We start from the raw sequence: 20,686 nt of genomic DNA, 5'->3' as shown, positions 1-20,686 counted from the left end.
CGTCGCCCGCAGAACTGAGTTCCGCGAACGCCTCGGCGAACTCCTGCTTGCCAGCGAGGTCTGCTACGCGGGCACCGCCTACTGCGTCACCTTCGGCACCCCTGCCGACGCGGACCTGTTGGCTGCCTACCTCGATCGCTACCTGCGACGCCCCGATCTCTACTACGACCAGCCAGCCGCCATGGGTGCACTCCTGCACCTCGATGCCAAGCTCCGTGCCGATCAAGCGGCCCGATTCCTGGCCCGAGACGGCCTCTGGCATCAGTGGATCGACGGACCACCGCGCAAGGAGCACCACGGCACGCCGGACAGCTATCGCGAGATCATCAGCCAGTTCTGCGTCCTCGCCGATGAGGGCACCGAGCACTGCACGGCAAGGAAGCGATGACACCGCCCCCAGCAGAGTGACACCTGATCGGAGGAACCCACCGCCGCACAACTCGAAGTTGTCCAGATAAACGTCCTTTTGATTCTGCCGCTTGTGCGTAACGTCTTCGCCTTCGCTCATTCTTCCCCCTCGGATCGCCGAGCGACCTCCAGGGTGACCGGTCCGAATCGCCCCCGGAAGCCCCTGTGCGCATCACGGCCTCTGACCAACCCGCACAGCGAACAGCTGCTGGAGTACTACGCAGCGAGGGCGTCTGCGATGACGATCACCGATGTCGAGTCGACCGAGCAGTCGGACTCGAGGTGCGGGTGAGTACGTTATCCGCAACGGAGCTGAGCACGCTCAGCTGTACCTCGTTGAGCATTTACTTGGGTACGCGGACACCCGCCGACGCGGGGGTGAACCGGTGGCGACCTCCCCAACGCTGCCCAACGACCGGTGCTCCCCGCCGACGCGGGGACGACTGCGGCTGCCCGCCCCGGGTGATCCGCAGCACCCGTCTGGTCGACCTGGTGAACACCCTGGATCCCAAACTCGTCGCCGCCTCGTTCGGCATGGACCCGCAGGCCGCGCTGATCTATCTCGCCGACCACGTCGACGAGGTCCGATTGCCAGCCTTTTGACGAGTGGCCCGGCTAGCGAAGACTCAGCCCGCCCGGGAGTTCTTCTTCGATGATCTCGACCAGCCAATCGAAGACGGTCGGGCCACGTCCGGCACGGGCCTCTGCGAGCCTGGCTCCCACGCTGGACCTGTGCGTCGGATGACACCGCCCGAGCATCAGCTCAAGCTGCCGCGCGGTCTCGGGGTGTCCGAGATTCTGACGGGAGGCTTCGTGGTCACACCACTCGATCAGATAGTCGCCGTCGTCGGGTGTCCCGAAGCCGCCGCGGAGGCAGTCAGCGAATGCATCGAGGTTCCGGCCGAAGTAACCGCCGCAGCCGATGCTCTCGCCGGCAACCCGCCAGAAGTCCTCCAGCGCCCTGACCTGGCTGCCGTCCAACACGTATCTCACCGTCACAGCCCGCAGACTACGTCCGCTCTGGCGGCCTGCCTATCCGTTTCGAACCCGTGCTGTTCAGGCAGCACCTCGCACGGGTTCGCCAGAACATGTGCGCTTACTGAAGGGCTTGTTCGAGGTCAGGATGATCGAGCCCTTTTTCATACCGCTGTGAGATCACCTGGAACACCAGGTTGGCCTCGGCTCGCTCCAAGGGCTGGTAGCCGACCTCGTCAACAACGAGGACGCCCGGCCGAAGGTACGTCCGGAGCTTGCTGTTGAGCCGGCCGGCAGCTTCGGCGGCCTTCAGCCGGCGGACCATGCCGTCGAGGCTTGTGAAGTAGACAGAGAAGCCAGCTCGGTAGGCGGCGACGGAGAGAGCCACGGCGATGTGTGTCTTCCCGCGGTGTTCGCCCAGGCAGACGGTCCGCAGTGGGCACGGGGCGTGTGCGAGGCGATGGACCTGGACCCGGCTCCGAACAACATCAACAACGTCCGTTTAAAGCTCAAGCGCCTGACCGCGCGCAACATCCTGGCCGAGGCCGAACCGGGCCTGTTCGCCCTGCCGCGACCGTAGCGGTCCGGCAAGCAGCCCTGACCAGCGCGCCTACTCGAGGGCTGAGTTCGAATCGGCCGATGACTCAAGGCCCGTCGCCTCGGGCGGCGTGGCCTTGATGCTCCCCGGAGCCCAGCCGAGGACTTCCTCGAACCTGCGGGCAACGGTCGGAGTGGGCAGGTCCCCACGGTCGCGTTCGAAGGTCCTGATGGTCGCGTGACTCAGCCAGGTGCGTCGTGCGAGCTCGCGCTCCGAGATACCTTCGGCTTCACGGAACTCGACGAGGGCTCGCGCCAGCCGTGCCGATTCCTCACTCATGACCGCAGTATGTCGCAGAGCCCTGGTTGTGACAGCCTTCTGTCTCGATCCCAGGCCGCGAGGGCAGCGGGAGTCCCGCTAACTGCCCTGCCCTGCACGTCGATCCCGCGACAGAGAGAAATCCGGCAAATCTTTGCTTGCCGCACTATAGGTCGACGCGGGGGTGAACCGTCCACGGCGTCGGGGTTGCCGACGATGCCGCCGTGCTCCCCGCCGACGCTGGGGTGAACCGGAACTGGCGGACGAGGGCCTCGTCGTGACGATGTGCTCCCCGCCGACGTGGGGGTGAACTGATCGCCGGGGCGTGCCGGGCACGGCATGTGTCGGTGTACGGCCTAAGCTTCCCAGCTGCGTACGGATGAACGTCCCCAGCTATGTCGTGGGCAGGAGCACGGCTGAGGATCCTGGTTGTCCTGTTTCCGCGGTGCAGGCGCCCTTTCGAGTTGCCGGCCGCGCATTGCTCAGTACGACCCTTGAGGCCACAGCCCGACGCATCGAGACCTTCTTGTCCCCAGTCAGCCCCTGACGATGCAGAAGGGATGTCCAGCCGGATCGGTGAGGACCCGCCACCTGTCCTCATGCGGCTGGTGATCCGACTTGTCTGCGCCCAACTCCAGCAACCGGGCTTCCGCCTCGTCCAGGTCCACGACGCCGAAGCAGAGGTGAAGCTGCTGGGGAACGGCCTGATCAGGCCAGCTCGGCGCCTGGTAGTCGTCGACCCGTTGAAAGCCGATGAGGAGACCACCCTCACGGTTGAGACCGGCAAAGTCGGCGTCCGACTTCGGGTGGGCTTCAAGAGCGGTGGCCTGCTGATAGAACGCTACCAGAGCCAACGGATCAGGGCAGTCGAATGCTATCGCGCTCAACTTCATCCGCAAGGGCACGGCACCTCCGAGCTGATCAACAGACTTCCCTGATGCACACCCTAGAGGTACTGCCCCGGTAGGTTTCACGAAATGGCCTGTCAGGCCAGGTCTGTGTCCCGCTCGATGGCCCTGAGCCGGTTCTTGAGCCGGCGGCTTGGTCCGTTGATGGAGATTACGTCGCAGTGGTGCAGGAGACGGTCGAGGATGACGGTGGCGAGGACCTCGTCGCCGAACACCTGTCCCCATTCACTGAAGGTCTTGTTCGAGGTCAGAGTGATCGAGCCCTTTTCATGCCGCTTTGAGATGACCTGAAAGACCAGGTTCGCCTCTCCACGTTCAAGGATCTCGTAGCCCACCTCGTCGACCACGAGGACGCCCAGCCGCAGGTAGGTGCCCAGCTTGTTGGCCAGGCGCCCGGCGGCTTCAGCGGTGCGCCGACGCGGGGGTGAACCTTGGACGGTGAATGGTTCCAACACAGAGGGCGGGTGTTCCCGCGTGAGCGCGCACGCCCATAAGGCGTCCGCGACGAGAGAAGCAACCCAATGGATTCCCGTATACCCCGCGTGCGACGCAAGCTGGCCGCCGCCCCGTTCCAGCCCCTCCGCAGCCACTCCTTCGGAGAGGAACAACATCAGTTCCGCCTCGGGCCACGGCTGACCGAAGCCCGGATTGCAGAGTTCGAGTCCGAGCACGCCATCGCTCTACCCTGTCCGTACCGGCAGTTTCTCCAGCATGTTGGCGGATCGGGAGCTGGCCCCTTCTACGGCTTCATGCCGCTGGAGAAGTGCACTGTGCTTGTCATGCAGCCCAGCCTGGGTTCCGGTGCCCCGCGCGGCTTCGACGACGCGGGCCCCGGGGAGGAAGGCGACCTGTTCCTCCACGTCATCGAGAGGGGGTGTATGGACGTCTGCGTCGTGGGTCTCACGGGCCCCCTTACCGGCCGCGTTGTGATCGGCAACAGCGACGGGCACCGGGGACCCAACGTCCATTCAGGCAGTCCTCACCACGACCTACACGTCCGGAGTCGTGGCAGGAGAAGTCCTCGACGACGACGTCCTGGACGACTGGCTGGAACGGGGCCGGGAAGCCGCTGCCGGACTTCCGCCGAAGTAGCCCCTCCACGATCACCAGGTGCCCCGACCGGGAGGTGACCCCAGCGGTCGGCTGTGGACGCCCGGAGCGCCGCGGGTGGCCGCTCAGCGGTTCTCCGTGGTGGAGGGCTCGGCCGGCTCGCCGGCGGTGAGCGCGCGGGCCACGTCCTGCAGGAGCTGCGCGAACGCCTCCAGGTGCGGGGCGAGGTCGGGGCTTCCCTCGAAAGTGCTGCCGGGGCCGGGGGCGAGGTCGAAGAGCTGGAGGGCGATGCGGCGGGGAGTGTCGGCGGCCAGGTTGATGGTGCTGGTGTGCGTGCCGGTGCTCCGTACGCGGTCGGGCAGGACCTGGGTGCGGGCGAGAACGGTGGCGGCGTCGGCGGGGACGGTGACGCTCAGGGTGTAGCGGGCGGGGGCGGCGGCGACGCGTGCGGCGAGGAAGGCGACGGGGTCGGTAGCGGGCAGCTCGCGGGGGGTGACGCGGTGGCCGGTGGGGGCGGGTTCGGTGAGCCGGTCCACGCGGAAGGTGCGCCAGTCATTGTGGCCGGTGTCGTAGGCGATCAGGTACCAGCGTGTGCCCGCGACGACCAGGCTGTGCGGCTCGACTCGCCGGGGCGCGCTGCCGCCGCTCCTGGACGCGTAGGTGAAGGCGACGATCTCGTGGTCGCGGCAGGCCGCGGCCAGGACGGCCAGCGCGGAGGGGTCGGCCCCCGGTCCTCTGTCCCAGGGGACGGTGGCGGTGGCGGCATGGATCGCGGCGACCTGGTGGCGCAGCCGGGCGGGCAGCACCTGTTCCAGTTTGGCCAGGGCGCGCACCGCGCTCTCGGCGATGCCGCTGACGCCGCTGGTGGCGGTGCGCAGGGCGGTGGCGATGGCGACGGCTTCCTCGTCGTCGAGGAGCAGCGGCGGCAGGTCGGCCCCGGCGGCCAGGCGGTAGCCGCCGGTGCGGCCGGTGGTGCTCTGGACGGGGTAGCCGAGCTCACGCAGCCGGTCGATGTCGCGGCGGACGGTGCGCAGGGTGACACCGAGGCGGTCGGCGAGCTCGCCGCCGGTCCAGGCGCGGCGGGTCTGCAGCAGGGCCAGCAGGCGCAGCATGCGGGCGGGCAGGTCCAAGGTCATGGCTTTGAGACTGCCAGGAAAGGGTGACACGAGCTGTCCTCATAGGGACCTACCGTCGAAGACGTCCAAGCGGTCAAGGGACCGCCTCGCGGACGTTCGGATGTACCTCACACAAGGAGAGAAGTCATGATCACTGGAGTGAACACGGTCGTGGTCTGGGTGCTGGACCAGGACTCGGCCAAGGCGTTCTTCACCGAGAAGCTCGGCCTGGAGGTGCGCATGGACGTGCCGGCCGGCGAGGACCCTCGCTGGCTCACCGTGGGCCCGGAGAACCAGCCGGAGCTGCAGCTCAGCCTGATGGTTCCGGGAGCACCGCTGCAGGATGCCCAGTCCGCCGAGCAGCTGAAGTCACTGCTCGCCAAGGGCGCGCTCTTCGGCTGCACATTCACCGTCGAGGACTGCCACGCAGCCGTCAAGGAACTGTCGGCGCGCGAGGTGACCGTCCTCCAGGAACCGCAGCAGAAGCCCTGGGGCATCTCCGCGCTCATCCGCGACGACTCCGGGACCTGCCACGAACTCCTGCAGCCCCAGCACGGCATGCCGGCGGACAGCACCTCCTGACCATCCTCCCCGGTAGCGGCCCCTCCCATCCGAAGCCACAGTGACGAGCGCCGAGCTCCACCCTCAAGATCCCGCCGCCGGATCACGAAGGTCGCCGAGCGGTCGCCGGGGGCAGGTCCAAATCTGCGGCCCAGCCGAGGACGACCCCGGGACGTCGTGACCCCCTGGGGCTTTCGTCTTGGCTGCTGGCACCGGACGGCGGCGCAAAGGAGCCCACCGCCTCATGACCGACGCCGCGAACACCCCTCCGACCACCCGTGCCGCCCGGGTGATCACGGTCGTCGCCGTCGTCGTCGCCGTCGTCGTCGCCGTCGCCTACATGGGCTTATGCACCTTCCCATGGCTCAGCGAACCGAGTACGACGAGGCCCAGGCCGCGAAGCGGCTGCACACGACGGTCGTGGTGCTGTGCCGGGCGCGGCACGTGGGCGTGGTCCCGGATCCGGACGTGAGCGGCTTCACGTGGTCGAGGTCGGCGGTGGAGGCGATGGACACGGACGCCGTGCGGGCCTCGATGCCACGCGAGGCGATCTCGCGGTACGAGGCGGCGAACCGGATCGCGGCCTGGGCACGCCGACCGAGCACGGCCAGCCGCCGGCGGTGCCCTCCTACGCCGTGGAGCCGCTGATCGCGCTCGGCCTCCTGACCGACCTCAGCGGCCAGCGCCGCTACAGCTCCCTCAACCCGATCAGGTCGACCAGGTCGCCGCCCGGGAGAGCCTGGCTGGGCTGCTGGACCGTGACGCGCCGCTCGGGCCTGAGCAGGCCGCCGCCCGACTCGGCGTACGCCGGGTCAATCTCGAGTGGATGCACCGTCTGGGTTGGATCGCTCCGGTCTCCTGGGGCCGCGTCCAGTTCGGCGCGAGCAAGGCCGGCGCCGAAAACGACGTACCGCGCTTCGCCGCCGGGCCCGCAGAAGGCTGGAAGCGCCGAGATACTCGCCCGCGCCGTCAGCAACTCCCCCACTGTGTTCACCGGCTCGGGCGAGATCCTGACCGTCACTCTCGACCAGCTCTCCGGCGACCGTGCCCACGTCTCTTTCACCAACTCGGGGGGACAGAGCCTCCAACCGCAATTCGCCGTGGCTGCGCGAGGACAAAGCCTGGAAGTACTGCGAATGCTGATTCTGCGCCTGGTAGTGCTTTGTTAGCTGGTGTCGTGCGGCTGCGGTGGGATGGTCTGCTGACAGGTGGGGCAGGTGCGGTCCAGGTGGCGAGGGCGTGTTGGAGCAGGTCTAGGGCTCAGGGAGCGAGCCGACTGGTCAGTTTTCTTTCCCAGAACACTTCGTCGTGCCATGCGCCGTCGGCATAGAAGTGATCATGGGCGATACCCCAGGAACTGAATCCGTGCTTGCGGAGGATCGCCTGAGACGCGAGGTTCTCCAGTTGGGTGTGCGCCTCCAGTCGATGCAGGTTCAGCTCGTCTTCGGCGATCCGCAGTGCCAGGCCAACAGCGCGGCTCGTATGCCCGAGTCCCTGGTGGAGAGACGAGATCCAATAGCCGAGGAAGCCCTTCTGGAACGGGCGGGGCAGGATCGAACTGATGGTGATTTGCCCGATGACGATCTCATCGGAGACCACGACCCCGGGCCACGTGAGCCCCGCGCCATGGGAGGCCAGAAGGGATTCGATGGCCGTGGACTGCCCATCGGGCGTGTAGAACTCTGCGGGCCTCGCGGGCAGCCAACGCGCGTACGCCCGCTTGTCCCGGGCGAGCAGGTCGGCGAGTGCGGGGCCGTCTGAGGGCTCGATCAAGCGAATCGACGTGGAGCTCAAGGGTGTTCAGCTGCCTTGTCAGTTGTCATGGTCGGACGGCTGCGCGGGAGTCTTGTGGGGGGTGCGCTCGGTGATCGGCTCAAGGATACGCTCGACGGCCTCGGCCTCCAGCTCGAACTCGGAGGCCGTGGCACACCACCGCCTCACTCCCGAACAGCGCCGCCACTTCCGCCAGGCCGTCACCGCCTTCGTCGACGTCCTCCGCACCAGAGGCCGTTCCGCGCCGGCCTCCGCATCAAGGGCGTACGGTGCGCACCTGGCGTCTACGAGCTCACCTGGGCGGCGCTGAACTGCGGCCAGGCGCCGCCAGCAGATGAGTGCGCATCCAAGGGTGAGGAAGGCTTCGTGAATGTCGTCGCGTATCTCCCAGCGGATCCGCAGGCGGCGGTACCAGTGCAGGTGGGCGAACGCACGCTCCACTACCCAGCGTTGGGTTCCCAGGCCGGAGCCATGCTCGGTGCCGCGGCGGGCGATCAACGGCTTCACACCGAGGTCCCAGACGAGACGGCGATACTTGTCGTGGTCGTAACCGCAGTCTGCGAGGACTACGTCTGGACGGTACCGGGGCTGGCCACGCTTACCCCGTACGGACGGCACGGCCTGGAGGAGTGGGATCAGCTGGGTGACGTCGTTGCGGTTGCCGCCGGTCAGGGTGGCGGCGAGCGGAATGCCGGTGGCGTCGGTGATCAGGTGATGCTTGCTGCCCGCCCTGCCCCGGTCGACGGGACTTCGTCCGGTCTTGGAGCCCCTTTTGACGCCCGGATGTGGGAGCCGTCGACCGCCGCCCGGGAGAAGTCCAGGGCGTTTGCGAGGCGGAGCCTGGCGAGGAGGGCCTCGTGCAGTCGCGGCCGCACCTCGGCCTCGGTCCACTCGGCCAGCTGGCGCCAGCAGGTCATGCCCGAGCCGAAGCCGAGTTCCTGCGGCAGGTGTTCCCAGGCGATCCGGTGTGCAGGGCGAACAGGATGCCCTGGAACACCAGCCGGTCCGGATGCCGCTTGCGTCCCGGATGCCGGGTCCGACGCTCGACCTTGGGCAGCAGCGGCTCGATGACAACCCACAACTCGTCATCGACTTCCCACGGCCTCGGCCGAGCCACCCGACGGCCCGGTCGAGCCGGCGGAGGCTCTCGCCTCTGCGGAACCGTCCGTTGATCTGGTCGATCCGCTCGGGGATCGTGGCCGCGATGCCGCGTCGGCCGAGGTAGGAGCGGATCTTCAGCGACGAGTAGCCCTTGTCCGCGACCACCCGCCCGGGCCGGGTCCGGGGCCGTCCGGGCCCGCACCGCTGGATGCGGATGCGGGCCATGACCGCTTCGAGCTGGGTGCAGTCATTGACGTTCCCGCCGGTGAGCGTGAACGCGAGCGGCAGGCCACGGCCGTCGCAGGCAAGGTGGATCTTCGTGGTCAGCCCGCCGCGGGACCGGCCGATCGCCTCGCCCGGCCAGGGCCCCCTTTTCGGGCCCCGGCCGCGTGCTGATGGGCCCGCACGGTGGTGGAATCCACGCAGACGACCGACCAGTCGACGGTGCCGACGGCGTCGGAGTGCTGCTGGACGTGGGCCAGGAGCCGGTCCCAGGTGCCGTCGGCCGACCAGCGGCGGAAACGTTCGTAGACCGTTTTCCAGGGCCCGTAGCGTTCGGGCAGGTCACGCCAGGCGGCCCCGGTGGAAAGCTTCCACAGGATCCCGTTGACCACCTGCCGGCGATCCCGCACCGGACGGCCCATCCGAGACGGGACCAGCAACGGGGCGATCACCGCCCACGACTCATCGGTCAGCTCATGACGACGCACCACGAACCGACCAACGACCAACCCACTTTGCGGACACGCCTCAGGGCCGGCCGCCGCCCTGCCCCCGCTCCCGCACCCCGGCGGACACCGCCGACCGATCGGGCACGGAGATGCGATGAAGGACTTCCAGGACTTCACCGGTTCCGTTCCACCGTGACGACCTGTGCAAGAACCTCTGACCTTGAGGCAGTGGTTCGTTTTTGTAGTGACTGAGCGCTTCACTTGGCCAGTTGAGCGGATGGCGCCCCTCGCCCGCCTCGGGCGGGATGGCGCCGGGGACGCTGCTGGCGCCGAGCCGGGACGTGGCACGTACCTGAAGGTACGTACTTGATCAAGAGCTTGCGCCCGGGGATTCTGGTTCAGGCGCGCCAAGCCCCTTGTCCGTTGTCGACCCTTCCCTTGCGGCCAGCTGGTCCCGGCCCCAAGCGGAAAGCAGTTCCAGCAGTTCGTAGAGCCGACGGCCCTGCTCGGTCAGTGAGTACTCGACCCGGGGCGGAACCTCTTCGTGGTCTTCCCGGTGCACGATCCCGTCCGCCTGGAGTTCCCGAAGTTGCTGGGTCAGCACCTTCTCGCTGATGCCGGTGACCAGTCGTCTGGTCTGACCGAAACGGCGCGGGCCATCAGCCAGCGCCCACATGATGAACGACTTCCATTTGCCCTCGAACGTTCCGACGGCCACGCCCATCCCGCACGTGTGCGGATCGGTCACCGTCACGATCTCGGAGTCCTCCATGTCTGCTTCCCCCGTCACCGTTCTCGGCCTGGGCCCCATGGGCCGGGCCCTGGCCTCCGCGTTCCTGGCCGCGGGCCATCCAACAACCGTGTGGAACCGTACCCCGGGCCGGGCTGAAGGCCTGGTGGAGAAAGGTGCCGTCGAAGCCCCGACCGCCGCTGACGCGATCGCGGCGAGCGATCTCGTGGTGGCCTGCGTGCTGGACTACGACGCCGTCCGCGCCATCACCGCCCCGCACGCCGTCGCGCTCAAGGGCCGCACTCTGGCCAACCTCACCGCAGGCACCCCCGACGACGCCCGCGTGACCGCCGATTGGGCCGCCTCGCACGGCATCGGCTACCTCGATGGCGCGATCATGGTTCCGACGTACCTCGTCGGCGGCCCGTCCACCCTGGTCCTGCACAGCGGCCCGGCCGATGTGTACGAACGCCACCGCGACACCCTCCAGGCCGTCGGCGGCACCTGCGTGTACCTGGGGACGGACCCGGGCCGCGCCGGGGCGCACGACGTCGCGCTGCTCGACATCTTCTGGACGGCGCTGACCGGCGTCGTCCACGCCTTCGCCCTCGCCGGGGCCGAGGGCGTCACCGCCGGCGACCTGGCCCCCTTCGCCAGGGGGGTCGCCGGTCTCCTGCCCGATGTGATCGACGAATTCGCCAAGCAGGTCGACACCAGCAGCTACCCCGCCGGGGGCTCCAACCTGCGTTCGGCGGCGGCCATCATGTCCCACGTCCTCGATGCCTCCCGCAGCCGGGGGGTTGACAGTACGGTCATCTCCGCCGCCCACGAGATCGCCAGGCAGGGCATGGCGGCCGGTTACGGGGACGCCTCCTACGCTCACGTCGCCGAACTGCTCCGCGGCTGAACCGGCCTCACGACCGGGTCTCGAGGGAGGCCCCCGAGGAAGCCCAACTCGACGGCGATCCGGGCGGCTTCCTCTTCCGGCGCCTGCACAACCAGTGGCGCGCCGTCCTGCACGGCGTGCTGTGACAGCCCATGACCCCGCAGGCGACCAGGATGTATGCGGAGCGGGTCCCGGTATCGCGACCGGGACCCGTTTCCACAGGTCAAGCGGTTCAGAAGAACCTGTTGGCGGCGATGGTCACGCAGACCATGCCCACGGCGCTGGCGGCGCCGAGGGCCGTACGCCAGAGCAGGGCCTTCGCCCGCCGCCGGTATCGCCGCCCGCGCCCATCCGGGACGGAACGGCACGGACCGGCGGCAGTAGGATCGGACATGTCGTTTCCTTCGCTTGAGGTTTCGATATCAGGGAGCCACCACCCGACCCTTTGTGCTTGCCGGCGAGAGGTTCGGTAGGTGGCTCTCTGCGTTCAACATACCTGCGGTTTCTTCGGCGTTAAAACGCATGACCACGTACTTTAGTGTGTCAGAGGTTGATCCCGCCTTGGATTCCAAGGTTATATGTGGGTTGACAGGCTCTGGCGAACGGCGAGTGGAGGGCGATCCCTCCCGTACCCGCCTAGGCGGCATGTGGTGCACACCACACGCGGCAATTGACTGCCGTCCCTCGGCGGGGAGTTGTCGTGCGTCCGGTACCGCGGGTGGGCCGCTCGGACGGCCGGACATCCTCCCCGCGTGCTGGCGCCCGCCGGATCCGTTTCGAGTGGGCGTTCAGGCAGCCCGGCCGTTATCTGACGGCATCCCAGGTCTGGCAGCCCGGACTGGAGGTGGAGTATGCCCGCGATGATCTGGAAGAGGTCATGCTTCACCTCCCTTGCGGTGCCCGGCGCGATCTCGGCCGGCTGGTTGCTCGTATCGACGATGAGTTCGAGCGTCGCACTCTGCCGAACCCTGGGCCGGTAAACGCCTTCACGGTGGCCGGCTGGTGGTGGTCAAGGGTCCGTGAGCACTGAGGATGCTCACGAAGCCTCGTCCCCCCAGGTCAGCTCGCGGCCAGCTGGTGTTCGGCGCGTGCGTGGGTGGTGGCGAGGCGGTTGGAGAACCACTCATAGCCGAGCCTGGCGCTCTCGGCCTCACCAGTTGGATCAAGACCTACTCCGATCCTGGGAAGCCGACCTTCTTCGCGGCGAGCGGAGACAGAGTCATGGGTCCGGCCCAGCCCTGCTGAACCAGAGCGACCTGCGAGGGCAGGGGCAGGACCGGCTGGATTCCACGCCTCGCGACCAGTTCGCGAGCAGTCCCTCGGTGGTGTCCACAGCGGAGACGACCATGGTGACGCGGACCTGCCCCTTGCCCCAGGTGTGTTCCACAAGGCCCACCCTTCCACGCGGGGCTCGACCCCTATGCGCAGGCAGGCCTGCGCATAGGGGTCGTTCAGTTCGGACGGCATGATTCCCGGCCGGATGATCAACACGCCCGCTTCAAGCCGGATCAGTCGCGGCCTCACTCACGAAGTGGCGCCAACTCGAGTCGGAAAGGTGGGGCCAGTTTCGCCGTTAACGCCAAACGGTCCTGTTTCCGCAGGTGAGGTGTACGCATTTACCGCGACAGAGCTTGACGGGCCGTCGCCCTGGGCTGCCGGAGTCACCCTCAGCCGAGCACCGCAATCAATCGTCAAGATCCATGAGCGTCACGTGTGCCGGCCTCGGCCGGTGTCCCCCGTGGGCGTTCACGCCTCGGCGCTGGCGCTGCCCCGCTCGACCGGGATCCACAGCTGGGAGTCGGTCTCGGCGCCGATCTCCACCGGCTGCGTCCGCAGGAGCTCAGGACCTGTCCGGCTCGTGTACGGGTTCGAGGGGAACCACTGCGTGAACACGTCTCGCCACAACTCCTGGAGGGCGCTCGGATAAGGTCCGTGGTTGTCGAAGACCGCCCAGGTCCCGGCCGGTACGTCGAGGGCGTCGAGCTCCTCGGCGGCTACCTCGGGACTGGTCACCACGCCGATCCAGTAGTCCGCCTCGGCGCCCTCTTCCCGGCTGTCGGTCAGGTACACCACCGCCGACAGGATCCCCTCCGGCTCCTGGTCGGCCAGCTCCTTCATCCGCGTGATTGCCTGCTCGTCCAGGCTCTCCACGTGCGCCGCGGCGGCCGCGTTCACCCCCTCGCGCACGAGCGGGAGCCGGGCCTTCCTGCCGACGACCCGAAACGACTCCTTCTCCACGATCCGGTAGCGCATGGTCGTACTCCCTTCGACAACGACACGGAAGGACATGCGCGGCTGCGCCGTGAGCACCGCACCTGTACGCCGGGCCTCTCCCGGCCCGATGCCGTGCACCGAACGGAATGCTCGGGCGAACGCCTCGCCCGAGCTGTACCCGAACCGCACCGCGACATCGAGCAGCTTCAGCTCCCCGGCCAGCACCTCGGCACCGGCGAGCGTCATGCGTCGCCGCCGCACGTAGACCGGCAGCGGCATCCCCGCGAGCGCGGAGAACAGCCGCCGGAAGTGGTACTCCGACACCGCGGCGATCCGGGCGACCTCGGCCATGTCGACCTCCCGGTCGAGGCAGGCCTCAAGGTGGTCCAGCGCCTGATTCAGCCGCTCCAGCACGCGTATCCGTCCTTCCTTCTTGCATCTCCACACAGCAACGCCCACCCTGCACAACAGCCGCAGGAGCCACAGCGGCCGCCCGAGTCCAGGCCGGAGCCGTTCGCCGCGCCTGGTGGCCATCGGCGCTGGGCTCCGGGGCGCCGACCGGGCCATCAGGCCGCCTCGCTGGAGTAGAGAAGATTTGATCGCGCCCCGCCCGACAAAACCAGTGCGGGAACTGTTGGGCACGAAGCCGTGGCGTTGCATGAGGCTTACGCCCATGACTGATGTCAAGGGGTTCTGCGAGCCGCGGTTCGAGGCAGTCCGGGCGGCCCTGGCGGCCTTGCTCGGCAAGGACGACGTGGGTGCCTCGGCGGCTGTCTTCGTTGACGGCGAGCCGGTGGTCGATATCTGGGGCGGGTACGCCGATGCGGACCGCTCCGTCAGCTGGGAGCGCGACACCCTCACCGGGGTGAACTCGACGACCAAGAACATGACCGCCCTGTGCGCGCTGATCCTTGCCGACCGAGGGGAGCTCAATCTGTCTGCGCCGGTCGCCGCCTACTGGCCCGAGTTCGCCGCGGCCGGTAAGGAGAACGTGCTGGTGCGGCACGTGCTGTCGCACACCGCGGGGCTCCCGGACCTGTCCGGGCTGACATCGGTCGAGGACCTCTACGACTGGGAGAGCGTGACGGCAGGACTGGCCGCACAGGCACCCGATTGGGAACCCGGAACGGCCGCCGGCTATCACGCGCTCACCTTCGGCTTCCTCATGGGTGAGATCGTCCGCCGCATCACCGGCCGCAGCCTCGGCGAGTTCTTCGCCGAAGAGGTGGCCGAGCCGCTCGGCACAGACTTCCACATCGGGCTCTCGACCGAACATGACCACCGCGTCGCACCGCTCATCCCGCCGCCGTCACTGACCGACGAATACGCCGCCAGCGCACCGCCCGGACCGGATGGCACACGCCGGGAAGACACCGGTGTGGCGATCCGGGTCGAGGACGCCAACTCCATGGCCTGGCGCCGGGCGCAGATCCCTGCGGTGAACGGTTTCGGTAACGCTCGCTCTGTCGCCCTTGTGCAGTCGGTACTGTCAAACCAGGGTTCGGTCGGCGGGGTGCGACTGCTGTCCCCCCGGGGTTGCGAGCCCGCGTGGCAGGAAGTGTTCCGCGGTGACGACCACGTGCTGGGCACCCCGATGTGCTGGACGGTGGGTTTCGGCAAGTTCGGCAACACCTTCGGCTGGGGCGGCTGGGGCGGCTCGCTGGTCGTGAGCGATCCCGGTTCACGCATGACGGTGGCCTATGTCATGAACCAGATGATCGACCGGGACCGGCAGGAGGACAACCGCGGCATGGAGATCGTGATGGCCGCCTACAGCGGACTGCGCTGACAGGCGACGGGCGGCCTGGGCCCGCACAGGCCGCCCCTTCTCCTACCGCTCGACATTCGCAGGTGGGCGGGGCTGCTGCCACACGCTCGACGACTCCTTGTCGGAGCCGGTCAGGTCGCCGTCCATGCCGTAGACATGATCGCCGCAGGTGGACCGCCGCGTAGTCACCTGTTTCGCAGGGAACCGCTCATGAAACACCTTCGGGCGGGTAGGGGGTGGTGCCCCTGCTCTCCCTGGTGGTGGTCAGTGGTTCTGGGTCATGTGGGCGAGGGTCTGGGTGGCGCTGTCGGGGGCGAAGGCGCTGTCGATGCCTTCGGCCGCTCCTTCGGCGGCTTCGCTGGAGCGGGGAAGGAGGATGTCCTCGTAGGCGGTGATCGCGTCGTCGGTGGTGGGGTGCTCGATGAGGGCAAAGGCGAGGTCGGCTCCGTCGCGCAGGGCGAGGTTGGCACCCATGCCGGAGAACGGGGACATCAGGTGGGCGGCGTCGCCGAGGAGGGTGACGCCCGGGGTGTGAGGCCAGGTGTGCGGGACGGGCAGGGCGTAGAGGGGTCGGTTGATGTAGCCGGTGTCGGTGTCCGTGATGAAGCCGAGCAGGTCGTCGCTCCATCCGGCGAATTCCTTCAGCAGGGCTTCGCGGACGGCCTGGCTGTCGTTCAGGTCGAGGCCGCGCCGCTGGTACCAGTCCTCGTCGGTGCGCATGCCTACGTAGGTGCGGATGTGGCCGCCGCTGTTGCGCTGGGCGACGAATCCCTGGTTGTTGTCGAGGGCCATCATGGTGCCGTTGCCGGTGAGGGCGGCGCGCTCGGGGTGGCGGTGGTCGGCGTCGTCGAGGCCGGTCTCGACGAAGGTGACGCCGGTGTAGAGGGGTGTCGCGTCGGACACCAGGCGGCGGACATGAGACCAGGCGCCGTCGGCGCCCACGACGAGATCGGCGTCAGTGGTGGAGCCGTCGGCGAAGTGCAGGCGGTGGGTGCCTTCGCCGAGGGGTTCGGCGTGGGTGAACTTGTGGCCCCAGTGCACGGTGCCGGGGTCGAGGGAGTCCAGGAGGAGGTCGCGGAGCTGTCCGCGGTCGATTTCGGGTTTGCCTTGGCCGTCCTGGGCCGGTGCGGCGTCGAACACGACCTGGCCGTTGCGGCTCACCAGGCGGATCTGCTCGCCTTCGGGGCGGGAGAGCGCGGTGAACGCGTCCCACAGTCCGGCTGCGTGCAGCGCGTGCTGGCCGGTGTCGGGGTGCATGTCGAGGGTGCCGCCCTGGTGGCGGCTGGTGCGGGAGGCGTCGAGGTCGTGGACGGTGACCGGGATGCCGTGTCGCTGAAGGATCCGGGCGCAGGCCAGTCCGCCGGGGCCGGCCCCGATGATCGCGATGCGGGGGGCGGGAGTGTTCATGGTCGTTCTCCTTGGTCAGGGCCGGGCGTCGCCTCATCGGCCTGCATTACGAAAAAACCACACCCATGCAAAAAGTGCAACGACACAACTTTTTGCATCGCACCGGATTCTGTATGATGCGGGCATGAACACACCCGTCGGACGCCGCGAGCGGAAGAAGGCCGCCACCCGCCAGGCTCTGGCCGACACCGCCCTGAACCTGTTCCTGGAGCACGGCTACGACCGCGTCACCATCCGCGACATCGCGGACGCCGTGGACGTATCGACCACCACGCTGCTCAAGTACTTCCCCACCAAGGAAGCCCTGGTCTTCGACCAGGACACCGAGCAGGAGACCGCCCTCGTCGCCGCCGTCCGCGACCGGCCGGAAGGGCAGAGCATCCCCCGGGCGCTGTGCGCGCACATCAAGCGAACCCGCACCGACGCCGGGGGTTCCGACCCGCGGTTCGCCGCCTTCCGCCGCCTCGTCGCCGACACGCCCGCCCTGAGCGAGTACGGGCACCGCATGTGGATGCGTCATCAGGACGCGCTCGCCCGTGCCATCGCCGAGACCACCGGCAGCCGGCCCGACGACTACCGGTGCGCCGCCCTCGCCCACTTCGCACTGCAGACCGCGGCCTTCGCCGATGGCACCGACAACGCCGAGCGCGCCGTGGACACCGCGTTCGCGCTCCTGGAACACGGCTGGGACGCTGCATAACGGATCGCGCCGGGCACGGGATCAGTGCCCTCGCGCGGCTGCGGCTGATTTCTCGACGGGGTGCGGGGTCGGGGGACGGCGGCGGCCGGCCCAAGGTCGAGGCGCTGAAGTCGATGGCTGGGACCTTCACCAGATCCGCGACGTACTCCACCGCGGCCCGGGGGGACGTCTTCCAGAACATCGAGGAACCCGTCTTCCAGCTCGAAGAACTTCAGCGAGAGGCTGAAGCCGAGCCGGGGCATCCCGCTCTTGTTTCTCGCCGAAGCCGACGCGGCCGACAGCGCCGAAGAGTGGTTCCGGGCCCTGGTATGAAGGCCCCTCGCCAAGACGTCGAGATCATCTCATTGCCCTGACCCGTGTCTCGGCGATACCCCAAGCAGACCAGCGCACACCGACCTGGTCGTCGCCGTAGTGCATGCGGACCTCGGCCCAGGTCTCGTCGGACACGCCGTGGTCGCCGAGCCGGGTGCCTTCCTCAGCTGGCGCCAGCACGGCCGGCTCGGCCCCGGTGAACACGGTGCTGTGCCGCCAGGCGGCCAGATAGCGGGGACCTTAAAGACGGTCAGTCTGTGTTGACACTCATGCGCGGGCGGGACGCGTTCGAAGCCAGTACGAGCGGGCCGCGATGGTCAGGGCGATGCCGTAGACGGCGAAGGCGAGCAGCCCGATCCAGCTGACCAGCAGCGCGTCGCCCGAGGTGGGGAAGTCGCCGCGCCGCATCGTCACCACGCCGGACGTGGCCAGGACCAAGTATCCGACCCCCACGACGCCGTACGGGGCGAGCGTGGCAGCGCCCAGGAGAGCTGGGGCGAGCGGGAGCCAGCGCGGCACCCGGCGCCCGCGCAGGAACAGTGTCCAGCGCGGGAAGACCTGCCCCCACGGGCGGACCAGGCCCCAGAGCAGGAAAATGCCGAGCACGGCCAACAACACGGTGGGGTCCAGGCCCCAGGACGCCAGGGTGAGGAAGATCCCCGAGGCGCCGTTGCGCTCCGAGACCGCGAGCATCTCCTCACCGGTGATCCCCGCGAACGTCCCGCCGGACGCCCAGACCAGCTTCATCGCCGCGAACGGGACAAGGGCCAGCGTCCCTGCCCAGGCGGCGCGTTGGGGGCGCTGCGGTGCAGCGGACGGCGCTCGTGCCGTGGTGCCGGCGGGCAGGCGATCGGACCGGGCCGTGGCCGCGAGCAGGACCGCTCCGACTGCCGCGAGGGCCTTGTTCGCAGCGGAGGCCCGGCTGTCCACTCCCTGACCGAGCATCAGCGTGATCACATCCATCAGCAGGCTGAACGCGGTGAGCCCTGCCAGGCCGCACACCACCCAGAGCAGCACCCGCAACGGTGGCAGCAGCCCGTACAGCACCACCGCTCCGCTGACCAAGGTCCCCAGCGCAGCCACCGCCACAACGGCCCAACCCAGCCATGAGGTTCCTGAGTCACCGCCGTGGGGAAGCAAGGGAATCCCGCTCAGCGCGCATGCCAGGGCGAAGCCGGCGTACAGCACCGCCCACAGCATCGTTGCCCGGGCCACCCAGCGCGGCCATCGCTGCCACCAGGCGCTCCAAAGCGCCCTTGTCGTCCGTTCAGCAGTGGTCATGTTCTGAAGGTCGCATCGACCGTGGCGGGGTGGCGTCGGCCGCCGGAACGATCTCCCTCCCCCAGCCGGGTGAATGACCTCTGAGGCCACGGTATGAGCTACGGAGCGTGGCTTCTCCACTGGCCGCCCGTGCGGAATCCGGGTCTGGCAGCCTCTACGCCCTCGGCGGAGACGGTCACGTCTGTCGTGAGGCACTACGTCCTTGAGCGGGAGGCACACCTCTCATCCTTATCTACAGATCCAGCTTGCCGGTCATGACACTTGGGGCGAGCGCGATGTTGTAGCCCGGCTTCCAGCGCTTGCCGCCGTGGAGGGCGAGCAGGCGGTGGAGTTCGGAGCGCTGGTGGTCTGTCATCGGGCCGAGGACACAGGCTGCGAAGAAGTGCTGGCTGAGCTTGATGGTTTCGGCCATACCGCCGCGGCCGAGCCGCTCGACCAACTCGTATCTGCCGGCGATCAGATCCCCGTGGTCGACCGCTCCCCCTTTGCCGTGGTCCGTCAGGATAGAAGCAGCTGGCCCCACCACCGATCAACCGGACAGCCGGATGGTCGGGAGAATGCCGTGTCGGCGACGGTTGGCCTGTCCGGAGCAAGCAGCCCACAGAGAAGGCACCAACGTGCGCATTGTCACGGCCACCGCCGTCGCGCTGGCCCTCGCCGGCCAGGCCGCGCCGGCCGCCAACGCCCAGCAGCCGACCACCGACGGAATCTGGCGCATGGACGGCTACGGCACCGCTTTATCCATCCAGAACGGAACGTTCCAGGAGTACCAGACGACCGCCGTCAGCTGTCTCAAGGGCGACTCCGCGCAACGGACCGGTCCCGGCACCTACACCACGCCCGACGGCGTCGTCCTGACCGTACGCGCCCGAGAAGACCGTGACCGCGCGGTCCTGCGCGCACCCGACGGCCGAGGACCCCCGTACGGCCTTCGATGTCTTCTGGCGGACCTTCGCGGAGAACTACCCCTTCTTCGCGTCCAAGGGCATCGACTGGCGCAAGGTCCGCGACCAGTACCGCCCTCAGGTGCACGACGGGACGACGAGGGATGAGCTCTACGCCGTCTTCAGCAAGATGGTCGAGCCGCTCCACGACGCCCACGTCGCCGTCCAGGACGGCAGCCGCGTCTTCTCCCGGGTCCGCCCCGGCACCGTCGTGCCCACGGGGGAACTGGACACCAAGGTCAAGAAGTTCATCGTGGAGCGGGACTTCAAGGACGCCCGGAACCTCCAGGACTTCGCCCACGGGCGGATCACCTACGCCGACCTCCCCGGCGGGCAGGGCTATCTGCGGCTCTCCGCCTTCGGCGGGTACGCGGGCGAGGAGACCTCCTACGCCGCCCAGTTGGCCGAGCTCGACAGGGCACTGGACACGGTCCTCGGCCAGGAGCGCACCGAGCGCCTGAAGAGCCTGATCATCGACCTGCGCATCAACGGCGGCGGCTCCGACGCCCTGGGAATCCACATCGCCCAGCGCCTCACCGACACCCCGTACCTCGCCTACTCCAAGCGGGCTCGCAACGACCCGCCGACCCCACCCGGCACACTCGCCCCCAGCCCGTGTACGTCACGCCCGCCCAGGGCGCACGCCACACCGGGCCGGTCGCCGTGCTAACCGGCGGCTCGACCTTCAGCGCGGGCGAGACCTTCACCCAGGCCCTGATGAACCGACCGGGCAACACGGTCCGGATCGGACAGCCCACACAGGGCGTCTTCTCGGACGTCATGCAGCGCAGGCTCCCCAACGGCATGTCGGCCTGGCTGCCCAACGAGGAGTTCCTGACCCGGTCGGGCAGGACCTTCGACGGCACAGGCATTCCGCCGCACCTCACCGAGCCGGTCTTCACGCAGGAGGAGTTCGACAAGAAGAGGGACTCGGCCTTCGACAGGGCCGTGAACGTCCTGCGGAACTACGGTGGTGCCACGAGCTGACGCAGGAACAGCGGGACTGGTCTGCAGTCGTCCTGCAGA

21 protein-coding genes and 6 pseudogenes are annotated in these 20,686 nt (G+C 68.4%); 10 read left to right on the top strand and 17 right to left on the bottom strand.

Translation table 11 applies throughout. From position 1 onward, the window contains the following. Together ACZ6KO_RS32995 and ACZ6KO_RS32990 are read left to right on the top strand one after the other, a co-directional pair. The coding region (locus ACZ6KO_RS32995; RefSeq protein WP_469307647.1) for a DUF6000 family protein at positions 1–388 on the top strand (388 nt) is incomplete at its 5' end. A gap of 482 nt (positions 389–870) precedes the next feature. Continuing rightward, a complete protein-coding gene (locus ACZ6KO_RS32990; RefSeq protein WP_469307646.1) occupies positions 871–1,011 on the top strand; it encodes a hypothetical protein in 141 nt (46 codons plus the stop codon). A gap of 12 nt (positions 1,012–1,023) precedes the next feature. Here the strand turns inward: ACZ6KO_RS32990 and ACZ6KO_RS32985 are convergent, their stop codons facing one another. Together ACZ6KO_RS32985 and ACZ6KO_RS32980 are read right to left on the bottom strand one after the other, a co-directional pair. After that, a complete protein-coding gene (locus ACZ6KO_RS32985) occupies positions 1,024–1,407 on the bottom strand; it encodes a barstar family protein (RefSeq protein WP_469307645.1) in 384 nt (127 codons plus the stop codon). Positions 1,408–1,503: 96 nt separating this feature from the next. Further along, a pseudogene (locus ACZ6KO_RS32980) lies at positions 1,504–1,789 on the bottom strand (ATP-binding protein); the annotation flags it as partial. Between the two features lie 3 nt (positions 1,790–1,792). Between ACZ6KO_RS32980 and ACZ6KO_RS32975 the strand changes: the two are divergent. Next, a complete protein-coding gene (locus tag ACZ6KO_RS32975; protein WP_469307644.1) occupies positions 1,793–1,963 on the top strand; it encodes a hypothetical protein in 171 nt (56 codons plus the stop codon). A 30-nt stretch (positions 1,964–1,993) separates the two neighbouring features. On the opposite strand, the gene ACZ6KO_RS32970 is transcribed toward ACZ6KO_RS32975, so the two are convergent. From ACZ6KO_RS32970 to ACZ6KO_RS32960, 3 genes and pseudogenes are all read right to left on the bottom strand, one after another. Then, positions 1,994–2,260, bottom strand: coding sequence for a helix-turn-helix domain-containing protein (locus tag ACZ6KO_RS32970; protein ID WP_469307643.1), 267 nt, complete (start codon positions 2,258–2,260; stop codon positions 1,994–1,996). 515 nt (positions 2,261–2,775) lie between these two features. Next, a complete protein-coding gene (locus tag ACZ6KO_RS32965) occupies positions 2,776–3,132 on the bottom strand; it encodes a VOC family protein (protein ID WP_469307651.1) in 357 nt (118 codons plus the stop codon). A gap of 92 nt (positions 3,133–3,224) precedes the next feature. Beyond that, positions 3,225–3,560, bottom strand: a pseudogene (locus tag ACZ6KO_RS32960) (ATP-binding protein); the annotation flags it as partial. Positions 3,561–3,668: 108 nt separating this feature from the next. On the opposite strand from ACZ6KO_RS32960, the gene ACZ6KO_RS32955 reads away from it, so the two are divergent. Further along, a complete protein-coding gene (locus tag ACZ6KO_RS32955; RefSeq protein WP_469307642.1) occupies positions 3,669–4,277 on the top strand; it encodes an SMI1/KNR4 family protein in 609 nt (202 codons plus the stop codon). Positions 4,278–4,322: 45 nt separating this feature from the next. Here ACZ6KO_RS32955 and ACZ6KO_RS32950 read toward each other — a convergent pair whose 3' ends face one another. Then, the gene (locus ACZ6KO_RS32950) at positions 4,323–5,333 is read right to left on the bottom strand and encodes a helix-turn-helix transcriptional regulator (RefSeq protein ID WP_469307641.1); all 1,011 of its coding nucleotides are present in this window, start codon (positions 5,331–5,333) and stop codon (positions 4,323–4,325) included. A gap of 126 nt (positions 5,334–5,459) precedes the next feature. Here ACZ6KO_RS32950 and ACZ6KO_RS32945 point away from each other — a divergent pair, with 126 nt between their 5' ends. Further along, the gene (locus ACZ6KO_RS32945) at positions 5,460–5,894 is read left to right on the top strand and encodes a VOC family protein (protein WP_469307640.1); all 435 of its coding nucleotides are present in this window, start codon (positions 5,460–5,462) and stop codon (positions 5,892–5,894) included. 339 nt (positions 5,895–6,233) lie between these two features. Beyond that, positions 6,234–6,521 carry a hypothetical protein gene (locus ACZ6KO_RS32940; RefSeq protein WP_469307639.1) on the top strand — a complete coding sequence of 96 codons (288 nt, stop codon included), beginning with the start codon at positions 6,234–6,236 and terminating at the stop codon, positions 6,519–6,521. Positions 6,522–6,561: 40 nt separating this feature from the next. Here the strand turns inward: ACZ6KO_RS32940 and ACZ6KO_RS32935 are convergent, their stop codons facing one another. The 5 genes and pseudogenes from ACZ6KO_RS32935 to ACZ6KO_RS32915 all read right to left on the bottom strand — a co-directional run bounded on the left by ACZ6KO_RS32935 (position 6,562) and on the right by ACZ6KO_RS32915 (position 10,190). Beyond that, positions 6,562–6,705, bottom strand: coding sequence for a hypothetical protein (locus ACZ6KO_RS32935; protein WP_469307638.1), 144 nt, complete (start codon positions 6,703–6,705; stop codon positions 6,562–6,564). A 428-nt stretch (positions 6,706–7,133) separates the two neighbouring features. Beyond that, the gene (locus ACZ6KO_RS32930) at positions 7,134–7,667 is read right to left on the bottom strand and encodes a GNAT family N-acetyltransferase (protein WP_469307637.1); all 534 of its coding nucleotides are present in this window, start codon (positions 7,665–7,667) and stop codon (positions 7,134–7,136) included. Between the two features lie 300 nt (positions 7,668–7,967). Beyond that, positions 7,968–8,763: pseudogene (locus ACZ6KO_RS32925) on the bottom strand (IS5 family transposase); the annotation flags it as partial. Positions 8,764–8,789: 26 nt separating this feature from the next. Continuing rightward, positions 8,790–9,478: pseudogene (locus tag ACZ6KO_RS32920) on the bottom strand (IS5 family transposase); the annotation flags it as partial. 310 nt (positions 9,479–9,788) lie between these two features. Then, complete coding sequence (locus ACZ6KO_RS32915) at positions 9,789–10,190, bottom strand: winged helix-turn-helix transcriptional regulator (RefSeq protein WP_469307636.1); 402 nt, start codon at positions 10,188–10,190, stop codon at positions 9,789–9,791. On the opposite strand from ACZ6KO_RS32915, the gene ACZ6KO_RS32910 reads away from it, so the two are divergent. Further along, positions 10,189–11,055, top strand: coding sequence for an NAD(P)-dependent oxidoreductase (locus ACZ6KO_RS32910; protein WP_469307635.1), 867 nt, complete (start codon positions 10,189–10,191; stop codon positions 11,053–11,055). The genes ACZ6KO_RS32915 and ACZ6KO_RS32910 overlap by 2 nt on opposite strands. Positions 11,056–11,266: 211 nt before the next feature. Here the strand turns inward: ACZ6KO_RS32910 and ACZ6KO_RS32905 are convergent, their stop codons facing one another. Both ACZ6KO_RS32905 and ACZ6KO_RS32900 read right to left on the bottom strand, forming a co-directional pair. After that, positions 11,267–11,428 (bottom strand): hypothetical protein, encoded by a 162-nt coding sequence (locus ACZ6KO_RS32905; protein WP_469307634.1) that lies wholly within the window; start codon positions 11,426–11,428, stop codon positions 11,267–11,269. Between the two features lie 1,352 nt (positions 11,429–12,780). Next, positions 12,781–13,662, bottom strand: a complete 882-nt coding sequence (locus ACZ6KO_RS32900) for an AraC family transcriptional regulator (RefSeq protein WP_469307633.1) — start codon at positions 13,660–13,662, stop codon at positions 12,781–12,783. A 259-nt stretch (positions 13,663–13,921) separates the two neighbouring features. Between ACZ6KO_RS32900 and ACZ6KO_RS32895 the strand changes: the two genes are divergently transcribed. After that, complete coding sequence (locus ACZ6KO_RS32895; protein WP_469307632.1) at positions 13,922–15,037, top strand: serine hydrolase domain-containing protein; 1,116 nt, start codon at positions 13,922–13,924, stop codon at positions 15,035–15,037. A gap of 243 nt (positions 15,038–15,280) precedes the next feature. Here ACZ6KO_RS32895 and ACZ6KO_RS32890 read toward each other — a convergent pair whose 3' ends face one another. Further along, positions 15,281–16,423 (bottom strand): FAD-dependent oxidoreductase, encoded by a 1,143-nt coding sequence (locus tag ACZ6KO_RS32890; protein WP_469307631.1) that lies wholly within the window; start codon positions 16,421–16,423, stop codon positions 15,281–15,283. A 124-nt stretch (positions 16,424–16,547) separates the two neighbouring features. Between ACZ6KO_RS32890 and ACZ6KO_RS32885 the strand changes: the two genes are divergently transcribed. Next, the gene (locus ACZ6KO_RS32885) at positions 16,548–17,123 is read left to right on the top strand and encodes a TetR/AcrR family transcriptional regulator (protein WP_469307630.1); all 576 of its coding nucleotides are present in this window, start codon (positions 16,548–16,550) and stop codon (positions 17,121–17,123) included. A 393-nt stretch (positions 17,124–17,516) separates the two neighbouring features. On the opposite strand, the pseudogene ACZ6KO_RS32880 reads toward ACZ6KO_RS32885, so the two are convergent. The 3 genes and pseudogenes from ACZ6KO_RS32880 to ACZ6KO_RS32870 all read right to left on the bottom strand — a co-directional run. Then, positions 17,517–17,663: pseudogene (locus ACZ6KO_RS32880) on the bottom strand (carboxymuconolactone decarboxylase family protein); the annotation flags it as partial. A 39-nt stretch (positions 17,664–17,702) separates the two neighbouring features. Further along, positions 17,703–18,518, bottom strand: coding sequence for a hypothetical protein (locus tag ACZ6KO_RS32875; protein ID WP_469307629.1), 816 nt, complete (start codon positions 18,516–18,518; stop codon positions 17,703–17,705). 430 nt (positions 18,519–18,948) lie between these two features. After that, positions 18,949–19,071, bottom strand: a complete 123-nt coding sequence (locus ACZ6KO_RS32870; protein ID WP_469307628.1) for a hypothetical protein — start codon at positions 19,069–19,071, stop codon at positions 18,949–18,951. Between the two features lie 262 nt (positions 19,072–19,333). Between ACZ6KO_RS32870 and ACZ6KO_RS32865 the strand changes: the two are divergent. Then, positions 19,334–20,647 (top strand): annotated as a pseudogene (locus ACZ6KO_RS32865) (S41 family peptidase). Positions 20,648–20,686: the final 39 nt, after the last annotated feature.

This window comes from Streptomyces sp. NPDC042102 (genome assembly GCF_055582305.1).
Note: the sequence above shows the minus strand (reverse complement) of the source record. Positions and strands in the feature narration are given on the sequence as shown.

What these genes read in the sequence shown, in the direction of transcription:
- ACZ6KO_RS32970 (WP_469307643.1), bottom strand. Translation starts at nt 2,260, where the DNA reads ATGAGTGAGGAATCGGCACGGCTGGCGCGAGCCCTCGTCGAGTTCCGT.
- ACZ6KO_RS32965 (WP_469307651.1), bottom strand. Translation starts at nt 3,132, where the DNA reads ATGAAGTTGAGCGCGATAGCATTCGACTGCCCTGATCCGTTGGCTCTG.
- ACZ6KO_RS32955 (WP_469307642.1), top strand. Translation starts at nt 3,669, where the DNA reads ATGGATTCCCGTATACCCCGCGTGCGACGCAAGCTGGCCGCCGCCCCG.
- ACZ6KO_RS32950 (WP_469307641.1), bottom strand. Translation starts at nt 5,333, where the DNA reads ATGACCTTGGACCTGCCCGCCCGCATGCTGCGCCTGCTGGCCCTGCTG.
- ACZ6KO_RS32945 (WP_469307640.1), top strand. Translation starts at nt 5,460, where the DNA reads ATGATCACTGGAGTGAACACGGTCGTGGTCTGGGTGCTGGACCAGGAC.
- ACZ6KO_RS32940 (WP_469307639.1), top strand. Translation starts at nt 6,234, where the DNA reads ATGGCTCAGCGAACCGAGTACGACGAGGCCCAGGCCGCGAAGCGGCTG.
- ACZ6KO_RS32910 (WP_469307635.1), top strand. Translation starts at nt 10,189, where the DNA reads ATGTCTGCTTCCCCCGTCACCGTTCTCGGCCTGGGCCCCATGGGCCGG.
- ACZ6KO_RS32915 (WP_469307636.1), bottom strand. Translation starts at nt 10,190, where the DNA reads ATGGAGGACTCCGAGATCGTGACGGTGACCGATCCGCACACGTGCGGG.
- ACZ6KO_RS32905 (WP_469307634.1), bottom strand. Translation starts at nt 11,428, where the DNA reads ATGTCCGATCCTACTGCCGCCGGTCCGTGCCGTTCCGTCCCGGATGGG.
- ACZ6KO_RS32895 (WP_469307632.1), top strand. Translation starts at nt 13,922, where the DNA reads ATGACTGATGTCAAGGGGTTCTGCGAGCCGCGGTTCGAGGCAGTCCGG.
- ACZ6KO_RS32890 (WP_469307631.1), bottom strand. Translation starts at nt 16,423, where the DNA reads ATGAACACTCCCGCCCCCCGCATCGCGATCATCGGGGCCGGCCCCGGC.
- ACZ6KO_RS32885 (WP_469307630.1), top strand. Translation starts at nt 16,548, where the DNA reads ATGAACACACCCGTCGGACGCCGCGAGCGGAAGAAGGCCGCCACCCGC.
- ACZ6KO_RS32870 (WP_469307628.1), bottom strand. Translation starts at nt 19,071, where the DNA reads ATGACAGACCACCAGCGCTCCGAACTCCACCGCCTGCTCGCCCTCCAC.